This window comes from Pseudomonas sp. SJZ078 (assembly GCF_007828255.1).
Classification (GTDB): domain Bacteria; phylum Pseudomonadota; class Gammaproteobacteria; order Pseudomonadales; family Pseudomonadaceae; genus Aquipseudomonas.
In genome coordinates this window covers 41,731-56,293 of sequence record NZ_VIUG01000017.1, presented here as the reverse complement: position 1 = coordinate 56,293, position 14,563 = coordinate 41,731, and the positions used below count along the sequence as shown (strand labels likewise).

Annotated in this window: 15 protein-coding genes; 9 read left to right on the top strand and 6 right to left on the bottom strand. The window is 61.0% G+C overall.

Annotated elements, in window-relative coordinates; genetic code table 11:
- Positions 1-462 (bottom strand): tripartite tricarboxylate transporter TctB family protein, encoded by a 462-nt coding sequence (locus FBY02_RS16290; RefSeq protein ID WP_144929197.1) that lies wholly within the window; start codon positions 460-462, stop codon positions 1-3.
- Positions 463-517: 55 nt separating this feature from the next.
- Positions 518-1,495 carry a tripartite tricarboxylate transporter substrate binding protein gene (locus tag FBY02_RS16285; protein ID WP_047701776.1) on the bottom strand — a complete coding sequence of 326 codons (978 nt, stop codon included), beginning with the start codon at positions 1,493-1,495 and terminating at the stop codon, positions 518-520.
- A gap of 441 nt (positions 1,496-1,936) precedes the next feature.
- Between FBY02_RS16285 and FBY02_RS16280 the strand changes: the two genes are divergently transcribed.
- Both FBY02_RS16280 and FBY02_RS16275 read left to right on the top strand, forming a co-directional pair.
- A complete protein-coding gene (locus tag FBY02_RS16280) occupies positions 1,937-2,608 on the top strand; it encodes a response regulator (protein WP_144929195.1) in 672 nt (223 codons plus the stop codon).
- A complete protein-coding gene (locus FBY02_RS16275) occupies positions 2,601-3,986 on the top strand; it encodes a sensor histidine kinase (protein WP_144929193.1) in 1,386 nt (461 codons plus the stop codon). The genes FBY02_RS16280 and FBY02_RS16275 overlap by 8 nt, the downstream gene beginning before the upstream one ends.
- A gap of 38 nt (positions 3,987-4,024) precedes the next feature.
- On the opposite strand, the gene FBY02_RS16270 is transcribed toward FBY02_RS16275, so the two are convergent.
- Both FBY02_RS16270 and FBY02_RS16265 read right to left on the bottom strand, forming a co-directional pair.
- Positions 4,025-4,846 (bottom strand): HDOD domain-containing protein, encoded by an 822-nt coding sequence (locus FBY02_RS16270; RefSeq protein WP_144929191.1) that lies wholly within the window; start codon positions 4,844-4,846, stop codon positions 4,025-4,027.
- Between the two features lie 34 nt (positions 4,847-4,880).
- Positions 4,881-5,822 carry a folate-binding protein YgfZ gene (locus tag FBY02_RS16265; RefSeq protein WP_144929189.1) on the bottom strand — a complete coding sequence of 314 codons (942 nt, stop codon included), beginning with the start codon at positions 5,820-5,822 and terminating at the stop codon, positions 4,881-4,883.
- A 149-nt stretch (positions 5,823-5,971) separates the two neighbouring features.
- Between FBY02_RS16265 and FBY02_RS16260 the strand changes: the two genes are divergently transcribed.
- The gene (locus FBY02_RS16260; RefSeq protein WP_007930227.1) at positions 5,972-6,226 is read left to right on the top strand and encodes a succinate dehydrogenase assembly factor 2; all 255 of its coding nucleotides are present in this window, start codon (positions 5,972-5,974) and stop codon (positions 6,224-6,226) included.
- Positions 6,210-6,662, top strand: a complete 453-nt coding sequence (locus FBY02_RS16255; RefSeq protein ID WP_144929187.1) for a protein YgfX — start codon at positions 6,210-6,212, stop codon at positions 6,660-6,662. Before FBY02_RS16260 ends, FBY02_RS16255 begins: the two co-directional genes overlap by 17 nt.
- On the opposite strand, the gene nadB is transcribed toward FBY02_RS16255, so the two are convergent.
- Positions 6,631-8,247 (bottom strand): L-aspartate oxidase, encoded by a 1,617-nt coding sequence (nadB, locus tag FBY02_RS16250; RefSeq protein ID WP_144929185.1) that lies wholly within the window; start codon positions 8,245-8,247, stop codon positions 6,631-6,633. The genes FBY02_RS16255 and nadB overlap by 32 nt on opposite strands.
- A gap of 558 nt (positions 8,248-8,805) precedes the next feature.
- Here nadB and rpoE point away from each other — a divergent pair.
- From rpoE to FBY02_RS16230, 4 genes are all read left to right on the top strand, one after another.
- Entirely contained in the window at positions 8,806-9,387 is a 582-nt protein-coding gene (rpoE, locus tag FBY02_RS16245) for an RNA polymerase sigma factor RpoE (RefSeq protein WP_003172477.1), read from the top strand.
- Positions 9,388-9,418: 31 nt separating this feature from the next.
- On the top strand, positions 9,419-10,006 hold the full coding sequence (locus FBY02_RS16240) for a sigma-E factor negative regulatory protein (RefSeq protein ID WP_144929183.1): 588 nt from the start codon (positions 9,419-9,421) through the stop codon (positions 10,004-10,006).
- 9 nt (positions 10,007-10,015) lie between these two features.
- Positions 10,016-10,960 carry a MucB/RseB C-terminal domain-containing protein gene (locus tag FBY02_RS16235; protein ID WP_144929181.1) on the top strand — a complete coding sequence of 315 codons (945 nt, stop codon included), beginning with the start codon at positions 10,016-10,018 and terminating at the stop codon, positions 10,958-10,960.
- Positions 10,961-11,168: 208 nt separating this feature from the next.
- Positions 11,169-12,599 carry a DegQ family serine endoprotease gene (locus FBY02_RS16230; protein ID WP_144929179.1) on the top strand — a complete coding sequence of 477 codons (1,431 nt, stop codon included), beginning with the start codon at positions 11,169-11,171 and terminating at the stop codon, positions 12,597-12,599.
- A 192-nt stretch (positions 12,600-12,791) separates the two neighbouring features.
- On the opposite strand, the gene FBY02_RS16220 is transcribed toward FBY02_RS16230, so the two are convergent.
- On the bottom strand, positions 12,792-14,225 hold the full coding sequence (locus FBY02_RS16220) for a M48 family metalloprotease (protein ID WP_144929177.1): 1,434 nt from the start codon (positions 14,223-14,225) through the stop codon (positions 12,792-12,794).
- A 98-nt stretch (positions 14,226-14,323) separates the two neighbouring features.
- Here FBY02_RS16220 and FBY02_RS16215 point away from each other — a divergent pair, with 98 nt between their 5' ends.
- Positions 14,324-14,563 carry a sulfurtransferase TusA family protein gene (locus FBY02_RS16215; protein WP_047701765.1) on the top strand — a complete coding sequence of 80 codons (240 nt, stop codon included), beginning with the start codon at positions 14,324-14,326 and terminating at the stop codon, positions 14,561-14,563.

The window sequence follows — 14,563 nt, the reverse complement described above, 5'->3', positions numbered from 1 at the left end:
TCAATTCTCCAGGACGTCGAGCAGGCCCAGGGGCAGCGGCACGTCCATCAGCTTGTCGAACAACAGATAAAGACCGATGGCCATCAGGCTGATGATCACCACGCTCGGTACCCAGCGGCCGCCATACAGGCGGGCCATCGGCACCCCGATCAGGATGCTGGAGAGGATGAAGCCCAGAGGCTCGAAGGTTCCGGCAAATACCAGCAACAGCACGACGCAGATGCCGATTTTCTGCAGGGTTTCACGGTCCAGTTGCGGGTCGTCTTCGCTGTGCACGATGGGGGCAGGGCGGAACACCATGTACAGCAGCGCCAGGCCCATCAGTCCCAGCATGAGCAAGGGGAAGGCACGTGGGCCGACCGGTTCGTAGGAAAAAGCGGCCTGGTACGGCCAAGCCATCAATGCCAGGCCGATACAGACCAGTAACAGCACCGCGGCAAAAATACGCTGGAGGGTGAGCATGACTAACTCCTGGGCAGCGCCGGGGGAACCGACGCCGCCGCGAGAACAGAGACGGTTACTGGATCAGGCCGAACTCTTTGGCCAGCACCTTGTAATCAGCTACTTGTTTCTTCACGTAGGTGTCCAGTTCCGGGCCGGTCATGGCGAACGGGAACAGTTCGCGCTGGTCACGCAACTTGGCGAACTCTTCGGAAGCCAGCAGCTTGTCGAACGCGTCTTTCCACCAGGCATAGTCTTCATCGCTCACCTTCGGCCCGAGGTAGAAGCCGCGCACCACTGGCCACAGGATGTCGTAGCCTTGCTCGCGAGCGGTGGGAATGTCCTTCATTTCCGGCTCGTCCAGGCGCTTCTCTGCGAACACCGCCAACAGGCGCATGTCACCGCTCAGGATGTGAGGCATGGAGTCGGAAATGTCCGTACTGCCCACCTGGATGTGACCGCCCAGCAGGGCGGTGGCGATCTCACCGCCGCCTTCGAGTGCCACGTAGCGCAATTTGCGCGGATCGATACCCGCGGCCTTGGCGATCAGGGCGGTTTGCATCCAGTCCTGGCTGCCGACGGTGCCGCCGGAACCGATGACGACGGATCCCGGATCTTTCTTCAGGGCTTGTACCAGATCGTCGAGGTTCTTGTAGGGGGAATCACTTTTCACAGCGATGGCACCATAGCTGGTACCCACGGCTGCCAGCCAGCGCACATTGGTTTCGTCGAAACGACCGAATTTGCCTTGTGCCAGGTTCAGCAATGAACCGCTGGACCAAGCCACCAACGTGCCGGCGTCTGCCGGGCGTTGCGCGACCACGGCGTTGTAGGCCACTGCACCGACACCGCCCGGCATGTAGGTGACACGCATCGGTTTGGTCAATAGCTTTTGGTTTACCAGCGCGCTTTGTGCCAGCTTGCAGGTCAGGTCAAAACCACCGCCGGGCGCTGCGGGGGCGATGCACTCCGGGCGCTTCGGCTCGGCGAGCAACTGTCCGGTGAACATCAGGCATCCGACGGCCAGGGCTACTTTACGCAGTGATAGGTTCATTCTCTTCTCCACAGGAGTTGTTATTGTGTGTTGCGGTCTTTGCGCTGCCGAACCCTCTGGATCGGGCAACAGGTTCATCGCAGGAACTTGAATCTATAGCTGACCCACCGGCACATGTCCGGGTATTCGCTGGCGGCACAGGCCACGAGGAGGCTGGTTGGGGCGGGAAAAGCGAGTAGGCATCGGCGCCTGGGGCTGCATGGACAGCATGGGGATACTCCGCTTTATTGTTCTTATGTGAAAACGCATCGGGGCGTTTCTCGTTCGCGATTGTGTTTGGCGATCGGCAGTCGAAACTGTCCGTGGGAGGACTCTAATCGCCCAACCTTTCGCTAACCTTTCAAAAGCTTTCAGGATGTTTTTTGGCTTCACAGCAGCGGACGCGGCTGTAAACTCCGCGCCAGTGAATGGCGTCGACCGTTCCTGAATCGAGGAAAAAACATGCGTGTTCTGCTCGTCGAAGATCATCTGCAGCTTGCCGAAAGCGTCGCCCAGGCGCTCAAAAGCACCGGTTTGACTGTGGATGTGTTGCACGACGGGGTGGCTGCCGACCTGGCGCTGAGCAGCGAGGAATACGCTGTGGCGGTACTCGATGTCGGGCTGCCGCGCATGGACGGCTTTGAAGTACTGGCACGCCTGCGGGCCCGGGGCAAGACGTTGCCGGTGCTGATGCTGACGGCTCGCAGCGACGTCAAGGACCGGGTGCATGGCCTCAACCTCGGCGCCGACGATTACCTGGCCAAACCCTTCGAACTCACCGAACTCGAGGCGCGGGTCAAGGCGCTGTTGCGGCGTAGCGTATTGGGCGGAGAACGCCAGCAACGCTGTGGCGGACTGGTCTATGACCTGGACACCCGGCGTTTTACCCTCGATGACGAACTGTTGACCCTGACGTCCCGCGAGCAAGCCGTGCTGGAGGCATTGATCGCGCGGCCGGGGCGTGTGATGAGCAAGGAACAACTCGCCGCCCAGGTGTTTGGCCTGGACGAAGAAGCCAGTCCCGACGCGATTGAAATCTACGTCCACCGCCTGCGTAAGAAACTCGATGGGCATGCCGTGGCGATCGTGACGTTCAGGGGCTTGGGTTATCTGTTGGAAAACCGCGATGCATAAACCCGACAGCCTGCGTTGGCGACTGCTGCGCAACCTGGCGCTGTTGCTGGTGGTGTTGATGCTGGCCAGCGGTCTGAGCGCCTACTGGAACGGTCGTGAAGCCGCGGACACGGCCTATGACCGGACCTTGCTGGCCTCGGCCCGGACCATTGCCGCGGGCCTTTCGCAACGCGACGGCAGCCTCAGCGCGGATGTGCCCTACGTGGCCCTGGACACCTTCGCCTATGACAGCGCCGGGCGCATCTATTACCAGGTCAACGATATCAACAAGAAGTTGATCTCCGGCTATGAAAACCTCCCAGGTCCGCCACCCGGCACGCCACGCACGGACGACTACCCGGCCCTGGCGCGCTTCTACAACGCCCGTTATCAAGGCCAGAACGTGCGGGTGGTGAGCCTGCTCAAGGCCGTCAGCGAGCCGAACATGAACGGCATGGCGGAAATCCGTGTGGCGGAAACCGAAGAGGCCCGCGTCAGCATGGCCCGCGGCCTGATGGCCGACACGCTGTTGCGCCTGGGCATGCTGGCCGTGGGCGCCCTGTTGTTGGTGTGGTTCGCGGTCAGCGCGGCGTTGCGCCCGTTGGAGCGCTTGCGTACGGCGGTGGAAGAGCGCCAGTCGGACGATCTGCGGCCGTTGCCGCTGGTGGAGGTGCAGCACGAGTTATGGCCACTGGTACGGGCCCTCAACCACTTTACCGAGCGTTTGCGCGGGCAGTTCGAGCGTCAGGCGCAGTTCATCGCCGACGCCGCCCATGAACTGCGCACGCCCCTGGCTGCGCTCAAGGCACGACTTGAACTGGGGCTGCGGGCCAGTGAGCCGGCGACCTGGCGGGAAACCCTGGAAACCGCGGCCCAGGGCACCGATCGGCTGACGCATCTGGCCAACCAGTTGTTGTCCATGGCACGGGTGGAAAACGGTGCGCGGGCCATTGCCGAAGGGGGGGCGCAGTTACTGGATCTCAGTCAGTTGGCCCGTGAGCTGGGCATGGCCATGGCGCCGCTGGCGCATGCACGGGGCGTGGCATTGGCCCTGGAAGCCGATGAGCCGGTGTGGCTGCGCGGTGAACCGACCTTGTTGAACGAGTTGTTGAGCAATCTGGTGGACAATGCCCTGGCCCATACGCCCTCGGGCGGCAACGTGATTCTGCGGGTCGCCGCGCCGGCGGTGCTGGAGGTCGAGGACGATGGCCCTGGCATTCCATTGCACGAGCGCGACCGTGTGTTCGAGCGCTTCTACCGGCGCAACCAGCAGGTCGCCGGCTCTGGTCTGGGCCTGGCTATCGTCGGAGAAATCTGCCGCGCCCACTTGGCCCAGATCAGCCTGCATGACGGGCTGGAGGGTGGGTTGAAGGTGCGGGTGAGTTTTATCCCAGGCTAATCCAGGCTGTGCCCCTCGCCACAAGGGGGCGCCTATCTCTAATAAAACATCGACCGCGCTTCTTCGAGATGCGCGCATCGTTCCTTGTCGCTCGGGTCGATGCCCAGCTTCTGGAATGACGGCACCTTGAACGCGTCGATCCGGCCGAGGGGATGATCGGTGTCCTTGTAACAGTACAGCGCAGCGACCTGCACCAGGTCGACGTAGTCGAGTTGTCGGGATTCCCGGGCGAAATCCAGGTAAAGGCCCGGCAGCTTCACCAGCCTCTCCGGAAACTCCCAGACGCTGAGTAGCTTGTCTCCCAGCACGGGATGAATCGTTTCGATGACATGGTTGAGGCTGACCGGGTCTGACAGCAGTTCATTATGGTCTTCAGCGTAAGTCAGGATCGGCAATACGCCGATCTGGTGCACCAACCCTCCCAGCGCGGCCTGATCGGGCTTGAGCTGTGTATAAGTGCGGCACAACGCATAGCTGACGCCGGCGATCTCCAGGCTTCTACGCCAGACATCGCGCATCTTCCGTTCCACCACCTCGGAGCGGGCATGGAAGATCTGCTCCATGACCAGGCCGATGGCCAGGTTGCTGCTGTAATTCACGCCCAGCCGGGTAATGGCCGTGTGCAGGTCGGTGACTTCCTGGGTGGCGCGCAGTAATGGGCTGTTGACCACTTTTATCAGGCGTGCCGAAAGTGCCGTATCGCGACCGATCACCTTGCTCAGGTCACTGACGCTGATTTCCGGGTCTTCGGCGGCCCGGCGAATCTGCAGGGCCACTTCCGGTAATGTCGGCAGAACCAGGTCATCGTTATCGATGGCCTCTACCAAGTCCCGTTGGACCTTATCCGCCAAATCGCTCATTTCGATTCTCTAGGTATTGCGACAAATGCTGCGATCAGCGCTGGATTTCGCGGTCGCGGTCCAGTTCGTAAGGCAGGTCCAGCAAATTCAGTATCGGGCCTTCCAGGCTGCCGAGGTGCATATTGCCCTCTTCTGCTGCTTCGGCCTGCAACACCGCCAGCAGTTCAATGTTTCGCTCGGCTTGCGCTGCGATCACGACCTCGCCGATGGCGCTGCCGTGAGCGGGAGAGAACAAGGCGGTGCCAGGTTCCGGCAGTTCGCCAGCGTCCAACTGCAGGCGATACAGGCGTCGCTTGAGCTTGCCCAGGTACTGCATGCGGGCAACGATTTCCTGGCCGGTGTAGCAGCCTTTCTTGAAGCTTACGCCGCCGACGGCCTGCAGGTTGAGCATCTGCGGAATGAACAGCTCGCGGGTGGCAGGCATGACCTGGCCGATGCCGGCGCGGATCTGGCCCAGCAACCACGAGTTCAGGTCTGCCTCGGTCAAGGTTGCGCGCAGCTGGGTTTTCAGCACGTCGGCCTGTTCGGCAGGCGCCCACAGCTCGACGCGACCGGGAGACACGCGGATGGCGATCAAGGATTCGTGGCGCGCCACGTTGTCGACGTCGGCCGGCGGGGTGAGGCCCAGTTGAGCCAGCGCCGCGTCGGCGTTCTCCAGGCCGAAGCGAACCCAGGCTGCGCTTTCGTCGGTGAGCTTGGATTTCGAGAACACGGCGTATTTCTTCAGGTCCGCCAATTGCGGCTCGAGCAATTCGGTGGCCATTGCCATCAGCACGCCGTCGCCTTCGAGCAGGATCCGAAAGCTCGATTGCATCCGGCCCTTTTGGGTGCAACGGGCGCCGAGGCTGGCCCGGTTGTCGCTCAGGTAGTTGAGGTTGCAGGTCAATTGGCCCTGCAGGAATTTGCCGGCGTCCACGCCGCGGACCGCAAGAACGCCTTCGTGGGACAGGGAGCAGAAAAAAGCGGAATCAGCCATGAGTCATCGCAGGATAAAAAGTCTGGTAGACATCATAAGGGCGCGCCCTTGAAATGGGTAGTTCACAAAGGATCGATGGCGACTGACCAAAGCTGCCTGTTTCACCGCGGCGGGGCCTGTATACTTGCGCTCTATTTGAGGAGCGCTCCATGGTCGAAGATGTAGAACTGAATCGCCTTTACTGGCACAGCCGCCGCGGCATGCTTGAACTGGATGTCCTGCTGGTGCCATTCGTAAAAGAGGTCTATCCCCACCTTAATGACGTGGACCGCGCCTGCTATGTCCGCCTCCTCGAATGTGAAGACCAGGACATGTTCGGCTGGTTCATGGAGCGCAGCGAATCCGAAGATCCGGAGCTGCAGCGCATGGTCCGGATGATCCTGGACCGTGTCCAACCGAAGTAATCGCTTCGAATGCCGCTGGCAGGCCTCCGGGCAACTGCTGGCGGCCTACATGCTGGCCCAGCTCTTCGCGCTGGGCTCGTTGTTCCTGATGTCTGTCCCGTCGGGGTTTGCACTGCTTGGCGTTGTGCTGTGCCTGGCTCACGGTATCTGGACGGTACCGCGACAGTTGTTATTGACTCACCGCCAGGCATTCTGCGGCTTGCGTTGGGACGTTGATGGCTGGCAGCTCTGGAGCAAGGCCCATGGCTGGCAGGCGGTGCAGCTACGCCCCGACAGCCTGGCGCTGCCATTGATCGTGATACTGCGCTTTCGCTTGAAGGGCGAGCGGCGGATCCGCTCGCTGTGTGTGCCCCGCGACGCGCTGGCGCCCGATCTCCATCGGCGCCTGCGGGTGCGGCTCAGGTTCAGTCGGCGTAGGTGGGCGGCACCAGGATAGTGTCCAATGCCTCGGGCAGCAGGTTCGGATAATCGAGGGTGTAATGCAGGCCTCGGCTTTCCTTGCGCTCCATGGCTGAGCGAATCATCAGCTCGGCCACCTGGGCCAGGTTGCGCAGTTCGATCAGGTCGCGGCTGACCTTGTAGTTACTGTAGAACTCGTCGATCTCATCCAGCAGCAACCGCACCCGATGCTGGGCCCTTTGCAGGCGCTTGTTGGTGCGCACGATACCCACGTAGTCCCACATGAACCGCCGCAGTTCATCCCAGTTGTGCGCAATGATCACGTCTTCGTCCGAATCGGTGACCTGGCTGGCATCCCATGAGGGCAGGGCGGCCGGGATGGCAATCTGTGGCAACTGTTCGAGGATGTCCACAGCGGCCGAGCGGGCATAGACAAAGCACTCCAGCAGCGAGTTGCTGGCCATGCGGTTGGCGCCATGCAGGCCCGTGAAGCTGGTTTCGCCAATGGCGTACAGGCCCGGTACGTCGGTACGGCCGTGCTGGTCGACCATTACGCCGCCGCAGGTGTAATGCGCAGCCGGCACCACCGGGATCGGTTGTTTGGTGATGTCGATGGAAAATTCCAGGCAGCGCTCGTACACCGTCGGGAAATGGCTCTTGATGAACGCTTCGGGCTTGTGGCTGATGTCCAGGTAAACGCAGTCGATACCCAGGCGCTTCATTTCATGGTCGATGGCCCGGGCGACGATGTCCCGCGGTGCCAGTTCGGCGCGCGCATCGAAGCGCTGCATGAAACGCTCGCCATTGGGCAGTTTCAAGTGGGCGCCTTCGCCACGCAGGGCCTCGGTGACCAGGAAGCTCTTCGCCAGCGGGTGATAGAGGCAGGTGGGGTGGAATTGATTGAATTCCAGGTTCGCCACCCGGCAACCCGAGCGCCACGCCATGGCGATGCCGTCTCCGCAGGCACCGTCGGGGTTGCTGGTATACAGATAGACTTTGGCTGCACCACCGGACGCCAGAATCACGAAGCGTGCGCCATAGGTGTCGACTTCGCCGGTGCCACGGTTGAGGACGTAGGCGCCGAGGCAGCGGTCGCCGGCCAGGCCCAGGCGTTTTTCGGTGATCAGGTCGACGGCGACTCGCTGCTCCAGCAGCTCGATATTCGGTCGCCGCTGGGCCTGGGCCAGCAGCGTCTTGAAAATCGCCGCACCGGTGGCATCGGCGGCATGAATGATACGCCGATGGCTATGGCCGCCCTCACGGGTCAGGTGGAATTCGAACCCACCGTCTTCCGTGCCGGATTGCTCGTCGCGGGTAAAAGGCACGCCCTGGTCGATCAGCCACTGGATGGCCTCGCGGCTATGCTCGACGGTGAAGCGCACTGCTTCAGGATTGCACAGGCCGCCACCGGCATTGAGGGTGTCGTCGACATGGGACTCGATGGTGTCGGTATCGTCCAGCACGGCTGCGACGCCGCCCTGTGCCCAGAACGTCGAGCCGTTGGCCAGGTCGCCTTTGCTCAGCACTGCAATACGCAGGTGCTCCGGCAACGTCAATGCAAGGCTCAATCCGGCGGCACCGCTGCCGATTACCAGAACATCATGTTGAAACTGTTGGCTCATTCGATAGGTTTCCGCTCAAGGCGACCCGGGTCGGGGTTGGCGCAAGGCATCCGCTTCAGCGGCGTCAGGCAGCCACGCAGCCCACTAGTATATAGAGGGGTGGAACGGCACAATAGCCGGGCATTCATGGCAATGTGAAACCAACGTGACAGAAAGGCGATGCGCTTCGTCGGATCGGTTTTTTCGCCGATGGGTGACGAGGCCGCCTTTTCGAGGATAAACGCGGCTGATCTCGTCACGGTTGCCCGATGTCTGCTTTTAATGGCTGTAAATGGCGGGAACTTTTGCTGATCGCCCACGTTCAATAGACGGTTGTCTGCAAAAGGGAACAGCATCGGGTTGGTGCAAGACCTCGATTGAGAGTCTTTGCCAGCAGGCCCGGTGACAGATTATTCGCGCAGCCGGGGAATCTCGTGCTGCGTTTTTCGTGCGTGCCGGATCAGAGCACGCCGGAAACTTGCTTGAAGGGGGAGAACTTTTGCGAAAAGCCCGAGTCTATGTTTGCAAGTCCGGTCAATTAGTCATGCAAGCCTCCTTCGAGCTTATCGAGGAGTGTTCATGCTAACCCAGGAAGAGGATCAGCAGCTGGTCGAACGTGTTCAGCGCGGCGACAAGCGAGCTTTCGATCTGTTGGTGCTGAAATATCAGCACAAAATTCTCGGGTTGATCGTGCGGTTTGTGCACGACACCCATGAAGCCCAGGATGTCGCTCAGGAAGCCTTCATCAAGGCCTATCGCGCACTTGGTAATTTTCGCGGGGACAGCGCGTTTTATACGTGGCTTTACCGCATCGCCATCAACACGGCGAAAAACTATCTGGTTTCACGCGGCCGCCGGCCGCCGGATAGCGATGTCAGTTCCGAAGACGCAGAGTTCTACGATGGCGATCATGGCCTCAAGGATCTCGAATCCCCGGAGCGAGCGTTGCTGCGGGATGAGATCGAGGGCACCGTCCATCGGACCATCCAGCAACTGCCTGAAGATTTGCGTACGGCGTTAACTTTACGTGAATTCGACGGTCTGAGTTACGAGGACATTGCGAGCGTCATGCAGTGTCCGGTAGGCACCGTGCGCTCCCGGATCTTCCGCGCCCGGGAGGCCATCGATAAAGCCCTGCAACCGTTGTTGCAGGAAAACTAAAGACAGCGGCGATAGCCAAGAGAGGAACGCCATGAGTCGTGAAGCCCTGCAGGAATCGCTGTCCGCAGTGATGGATAACGAAGCGGACGAACTGGAATTACGTCGGGTATTGAATGCCTTTGACGATGTTGAAACCCGTGAGACCTGGGCTCGCTACCAGATCGCCCGGGCTGTCATGCACAAGGACCTGCTGCTTCCGCGCCTGGACATCGCTGCGGCCGTTTCTGCTGCATTGGCTGACGAAGCCGTACCGGCAAAAGCTTCCCGTAGCCCATGGCGCAGCCTGGGTCGTCTGGCAGTGGCCGCTTCGGTAACCGTTGCCGTTCTGGCCGGTGTACGTCTGTACAACCAGGATGAAATCGCCGGTGTGCAGATGGCACAGCAGTCCAACCAGCCAGGCCTGGTCGCTCCACAGGTCAAGGGCCCAGCGGTATTGGCCGGTTACAACGAAAGCTCGGAAGCCGCCGGTCCCATGGTCAACGGCGTTCTGCAGGGTCAGCCAGGCTGGCACGACCAGCGTCTGCCCAACTACCTGCGTCAGCATGCCCAACAGGCTGCCCTGAAAGGGACTGAAAGCGCATTGCCTTACGCCCGTGCGGCCAGTCTGGAAAACCGTTAAGGACAACCCTTGCGCGCCATACCTCTTTTCACGCTGCTGCTGGGTGGCTGGTGTGCCGTCCCAGCGTACGCCGATGAGGCTCAGGACTGGTTGAATCGTTTGGGCCAGGCCGAGCAACAGCAAAGCTTCCAAGGCACCTTCGTTTACGAGCGCAACGGTAGTTTTTCTACCCATAACATCTGGCATCGTGTCCAGGATGGGAAGGTGCGGGAGCGGTTGCTCCAGCAGGACGGCTCGGCGCAGGAAGTCCTGCGCATCGATGGACATACTCAATGCGTCAGTGGTGCCTTTATCCCAGGGATTGGGAATACCGAGGGCGCAGCCCGTGCGCTTGATCCGCAAAAACTCAAGAATTGGTACGACCTTGCCGTCATCGGCAAGTCGCGCGTGGCCGGGCGACCGGCTGTCATCGTTTCCCTGACGCCCAAGGACCAGCATCGCTACGGCTTTGAGCTGCATCTGGACAAAGAGACCGGCCTGCCGCTCAAGTCCCTGTTGCTTAACGACAAGGGGCAGTTGCTCGAACGTTTCCAGTTCACGCGCCTGAACATTGCCGAGCCGACGGACAGCGACCTGCAAGCCAGCGCTGAGTGCAAGGCAATCGTCCAGGACGCCAGTAAGGCTGCCGTGGCGAAAGCTACCTGGCATTCGGATTGGCTTCCCCCTGGCTTCGAGTTGACCAACAGTGCCGTGCGTAAGGACCCGGAGACCAGCGTACAGGTCAGCAGCCTGATGTACGACGATGGTCTGGCTCGTTTCTCGGTGTTCCTGGAGCCGCTGAATGGCGCGAACGTCACCGACACGCGTACCCAGCTTGGCCCGACGGCGGCCGTCTCTCGTCGCCTCACCACACCTCAGGGCGAGATGATGGTGACCGTGGTCGGTGAAATCCCGATTGGTACGGCAGAACGGATCGCGCTTTCGATGCGTTCCGATGCCACGGCGACTCAGTAACGTGCTGCCTCGGTGGTTCGGTCCTGATCGAAATGCCGAAACTTCCTGTCAGCATTTTCATTTGCAAAACTTCAGTTTTTTTTCTATTAGGTCAGAGCCGCTCGGCTCTGTCCTTGCCTGTTTTTCCGGAGCGATGAAACCGGAGTGTCTTCCCACCGGTATTTCTTGTTCCATATCGCTTAACCCTGCTCGTCGTAACGGGAGCCGTATGTCGATACCAAGCTTGAAAACCTATTTCTCCATCCTTGCCACCGTGCTGGTGCTCGGCCAGGCCGTTCCCGCCGTGGCGGACAGCTTGCCTGACTTCACCCAGCTGGTCGAAAACGCCTCGCCTGCGGTGGTGAACATCAGTACCACCCAGAAGCTGCCGGATCGCCGCGTCTCGGAGCAGCAGATGCCGGATCTGGAAGGGTTGCCGCCCATGCTGCGCGAGTTCTTCGAGCGCGGAATGCCGCAGCAACCGCGTTCGCCGGGCGGTGGTCGCCAGCGCGAAGCGCAGTCCCTGGGCTCGGGTTTCATCATTTCGCCCGACGGCTACATCCTGACCAATAACCATGTGATCGCCGATGCCGACGAAATTCTGGTGCGCCTGGCCGATCGCAGCGAGCTCAAGGCCAAGCTGATCGGTACCGACCCGCGCTCCGACGTGGCGCTGTTGAAAATCGACGGCAAGGACCTGCCGGTGCTCAAGCTCGGCAAGTCCCAGGACCTGAAGGCCGGCCAGTGGGTTGTGGCCATTGGCTCGCCATTCGGCTTCGACCACACCGTGACCCAGGGCATCGTCAGTGCGATCGGTCGCAGCCTGCCGAACGAAAACTACGTTCCGTTCATCCAGACCGACGTGCCGATCAACCCGGGCAACTCCGGTGGCCCGTTGTTCAATCTGTCCGGTGAGGTAGTGGGCATCAACTCCCAGATCTATACCCGTTCGGGCGGTTTCATGGGCGTATCCTTCGCGATTCCGATCGATGTGGCGATGGACGTGTCCAACCAGTTGAAAAGCGAAGGCAAGGTCAGTCGCGGCTGGCTGGGCGTGGTCATTCAGGAAGTGAACAAGGACCTGGCCGAGTCGTTCGGGCTGGAGAAACCGGCGGGTGCGCTGGTGGCACAGATCCAGGAAGGTGGTCCGGCTGCCAAGGGCGGCCTGCAGGTTGGTGATGTGATCCTGAAGCTCAATGACCAGCCGATCATCATGTCCGCCGACCTGCCACACCTGGTGGGTGCCCTCAAGGCCGGTGCCAAGGCCAACCTGGAGGTGATCCGCGAGGGCAAGCGCAAGAACATCGAGCTGACGGTCGGTGCCATCCCTGAAGAAGGTGCGGAGCTGGAATCGCAACCCAAGTCCGGCGTCGAGCGCAGCAGCAATCGCCTGGGTGTGGCAGTGGTCGAGCTGACGGCCGAGCAGAAAAAAGCCCTGGAATTGCAGGGTGGGGTGGTGATCAAGGAAGTGCAGGATGGTCCTGCCGCCCTCATCGGTCTGCAACCCGGTGACATCATCACGCATCTGAACAACCAGGCGATTGGCTCCACCAAGGAGTTCACCGAGATCGCCAAGGCCCTGCCGAAGAATCGCTCGGTCTCGATGCGGGTCCTGCGTCAGGGACGTGCGAGCTTCATCACCTTCAAGCTGGCCGAATGATCGGTTGGTAATGCAATGAAAAACCGCCTCGAGAGAGGCGGTTTTTTTGTGCCCGGTGAATGGGGCATCCATTGGCGGACACATGGCTGATGTGGGAGCGGGCTTGCTCGCGAAGGGGGCATCAAATCCAACATCAGTTCAAGCTGATCCACCGCATTCGCGAGCAAGCCCGCTCCCACAAGTCGGTCACCCTCAGCCCATCATGTCCTTGACCATACGCTCCTGCTCCATGAGCTCCCGCTGCCGGGCATCGATACGTGACGACAGTGGGAAGTTGGTACCGGCGCGCCGTTTGGCGAAGTCCAGTTGCTGGATGGCCTGGCGGTAGTCGCCCACCAGGGCGAAGTACTCGGCGCGGGCCTGGTGCAAGCCGATGATGTTACCCGACAGCCCGCGAGTCTCGGCCACCATGTACCAGACATCCGGATCGTCCGGACGGTTCTTGAGCAGGGTTTCCAGGGCTTTCTCGGCGTCGGCGGGGCGGTTCTGCTTGAGCAGCAGGTCGACACGCACCTGATTGAGTGGGTAATTGTCTGGGTATTGGGTCAGCATCCGATCGACGCGGGATTGAGCGTCTGCAAGCTTGTTGCTGGTGATGTCCAGGTCGACCTGGGCCAGGTTGTAGATGATTTCGTTGGGGGACTTGGCCAGCAGGGGCGCGAGGTTCTGCCGGGCTTCGTTCAACTGGCCGCCCTTGATTTGCGCAATCGCCAGGCCATAGCGGGCCACGTCGTTCTTGGGGTTTTCATCCAGTTGCGCTCGGAAGCGCTTGGCGCCCAGGCCTGGGGTTTCCTCGTAGGTCAACTGGACCCGTGCGCGAATCAGCTGGTAGCGCATGCTGTCTTCTATGCCGCCCGGCTTGGCCTGTTCAGCCCGGTTGCGGGTGTCGGCGATCCGGGACTCGGTGACCGGGTGCGTCAGCAGGAATTCCGGCGGCCTGGCGTCGAAGCGGTACTGGCGCATCAGACGCTCGAACATGGTCGGCATGGAACGTGGATCGTAGCCGGCCTTTTCCAGGTTCTGGATACCGATGCGGTCGGCTTCCTGCTCATTCTGGCGTGAGAAGCGCCGTTGTTCCTGGATGGCGGCTGCCTGGGTCCCGGCGATTGCGGCGATCCCCGCATCACCACCGCCGGCGGCGGCAATCACGATACCGGTCAACAGCGCAGCCATCATGGGTACTTGCATGCGCTGCTGGGCTTCGACGCCGCGGGCGAAGTGGCGTTGCGACAGGTGAGCCAGTTCGTGGGCCATCACCGAGGCGTATTCGCCTTCGGTCTGGGCGTTGAGAAACAGGCCGCCGTTGACCCCGACGATCCCGCCAGGTGCGGCGAAGGCGTTGAGCTGCGGGCTGTTGATCAAAATGAATTCCAGACGGCGGTCATTGACCTGGCTGGTTTCCACCAGTTTGTACACACTGGTCTCGACGTAATCCTTGAGCTGTGGATCGTTGAGTTGTTGGACCTGGCTGCGCAGCAGGGCCAGCCAGGCACGACCCAGCTGGTGTTCCTGCTCTGGCGAGACAACGGCAGAACTGGCATCGCCAAGTGACGGCAGGTCGTCAGCGAAGCCTGGTGAGGCGAGCAGGCAAGCGAGCGTCAGCAGGGTGGGGCGCAGAAATGTCATGCACGGGGCCTTAGTCGACAAAGACCCTACTGTAGCCGGACACCGGGCCCGGGACCAGATATTCTAGGCGGCTCTACGACCTGCTGCGGAGTGAATCCATGACCGATGCTGTAGCCCACGATGCCGAACTGGACGCCAGCGGCCTGAATTGTCCGTTGCCATTGCTCAAGGCCAAGCTGGAGCTCAACCGCCTGGCCAGTGGCGATGTGCTCAAGGTCATCGCCACGGATGCGGGCTCCCAGCGTGATTTCCGCACCTTCGCCCGGTTGGCCGGTCATACGCTGCTGCATGAAGAAGACGATAACGGTGTCTACCGTTACTGGCTGAAGAAAGCCTGA

Excerpts from the sequence above, each read along its gene's own strand:
- FBY02_RS16290 (WP_144929197.1), bottom strand. The coding sequence starts at position 462 with ATGCTCACCCTCCAGCGTATTTTTGCCGCGGTGCTGTTACTGGTCTGT.
- FBY02_RS16285 (WP_047701776.1), bottom strand. The coding sequence starts at position 1,495 with ATGAACCTATCACTGCGTAAAGTAGCCCTGGCCGTCGGATGCCTGATG.
- FBY02_RS16280 (WP_144929195.1), top strand. The coding sequence starts at position 1,937 with ATGCGTGTTCTGCTCGTCGAAGATCATCTGCAGCTTGCCGAAAGCGTC.
- FBY02_RS16275 (WP_144929193.1), top strand. The coding sequence starts at position 2,601 with ATGCATAAACCCGACAGCCTGCGTTGGCGACTGCTGCGCAACCTGGCG.
- FBY02_RS16270 (WP_144929191.1), bottom strand. The coding sequence starts at position 4,846 with ATGAGCGATTTGGCGGATAAGGTCCAACGGGACTTGGTAGAGGCCATC.
- FBY02_RS16265 (WP_144929189.1), bottom strand. The coding sequence starts at position 5,822 with ATGGCTGATTCCGCTTTTTTCTGCTCCCTGTCCCACGAAGGCGTTCTT.
- FBY02_RS16260 (WP_007930227.1), top strand. The coding sequence starts at position 5,972 with ATGGTCGAAGATGTAGAACTGAATCGCCTTTACTGGCACAGCCGCCGC.
- nadB (WP_144929185.1), bottom strand. The coding sequence starts at position 8,247 with ATGAGCCAACAGTTTCAACATGATGTTCTGGTAATCGGCAGCGGTGCC.
- rpoE (WP_003172477.1), top strand. The coding sequence starts at position 8,806 with ATGCTAACCCAGGAAGAGGATCAGCAGCTGGTCGAACGTGTTCAGCGC.
- FBY02_RS16240 (WP_144929183.1), top strand. The coding sequence starts at position 9,419 with ATGAGTCGTGAAGCCCTGCAGGAATCGCTGTCCGCAGTGATGGATAAC.
- FBY02_RS16230 (WP_144929179.1), top strand. The coding sequence starts at position 11,169 with ATGTCGATACCAAGCTTGAAAACCTATTTCTCCATCCTTGCCACCGTG.
- FBY02_RS16220 (WP_144929177.1), bottom strand. The coding sequence starts at position 14,225 with ATGACATTTCTGCGCCCCACCCTGCTGACGCTCGCTTGCCTGCTCGCC.
- FBY02_RS16215 (WP_047701765.1), top strand. The coding sequence starts at position 14,324 with ATGACCGATGCTGTAGCCCACGATGCCGAACTGGACGCCAGCGGCCTG.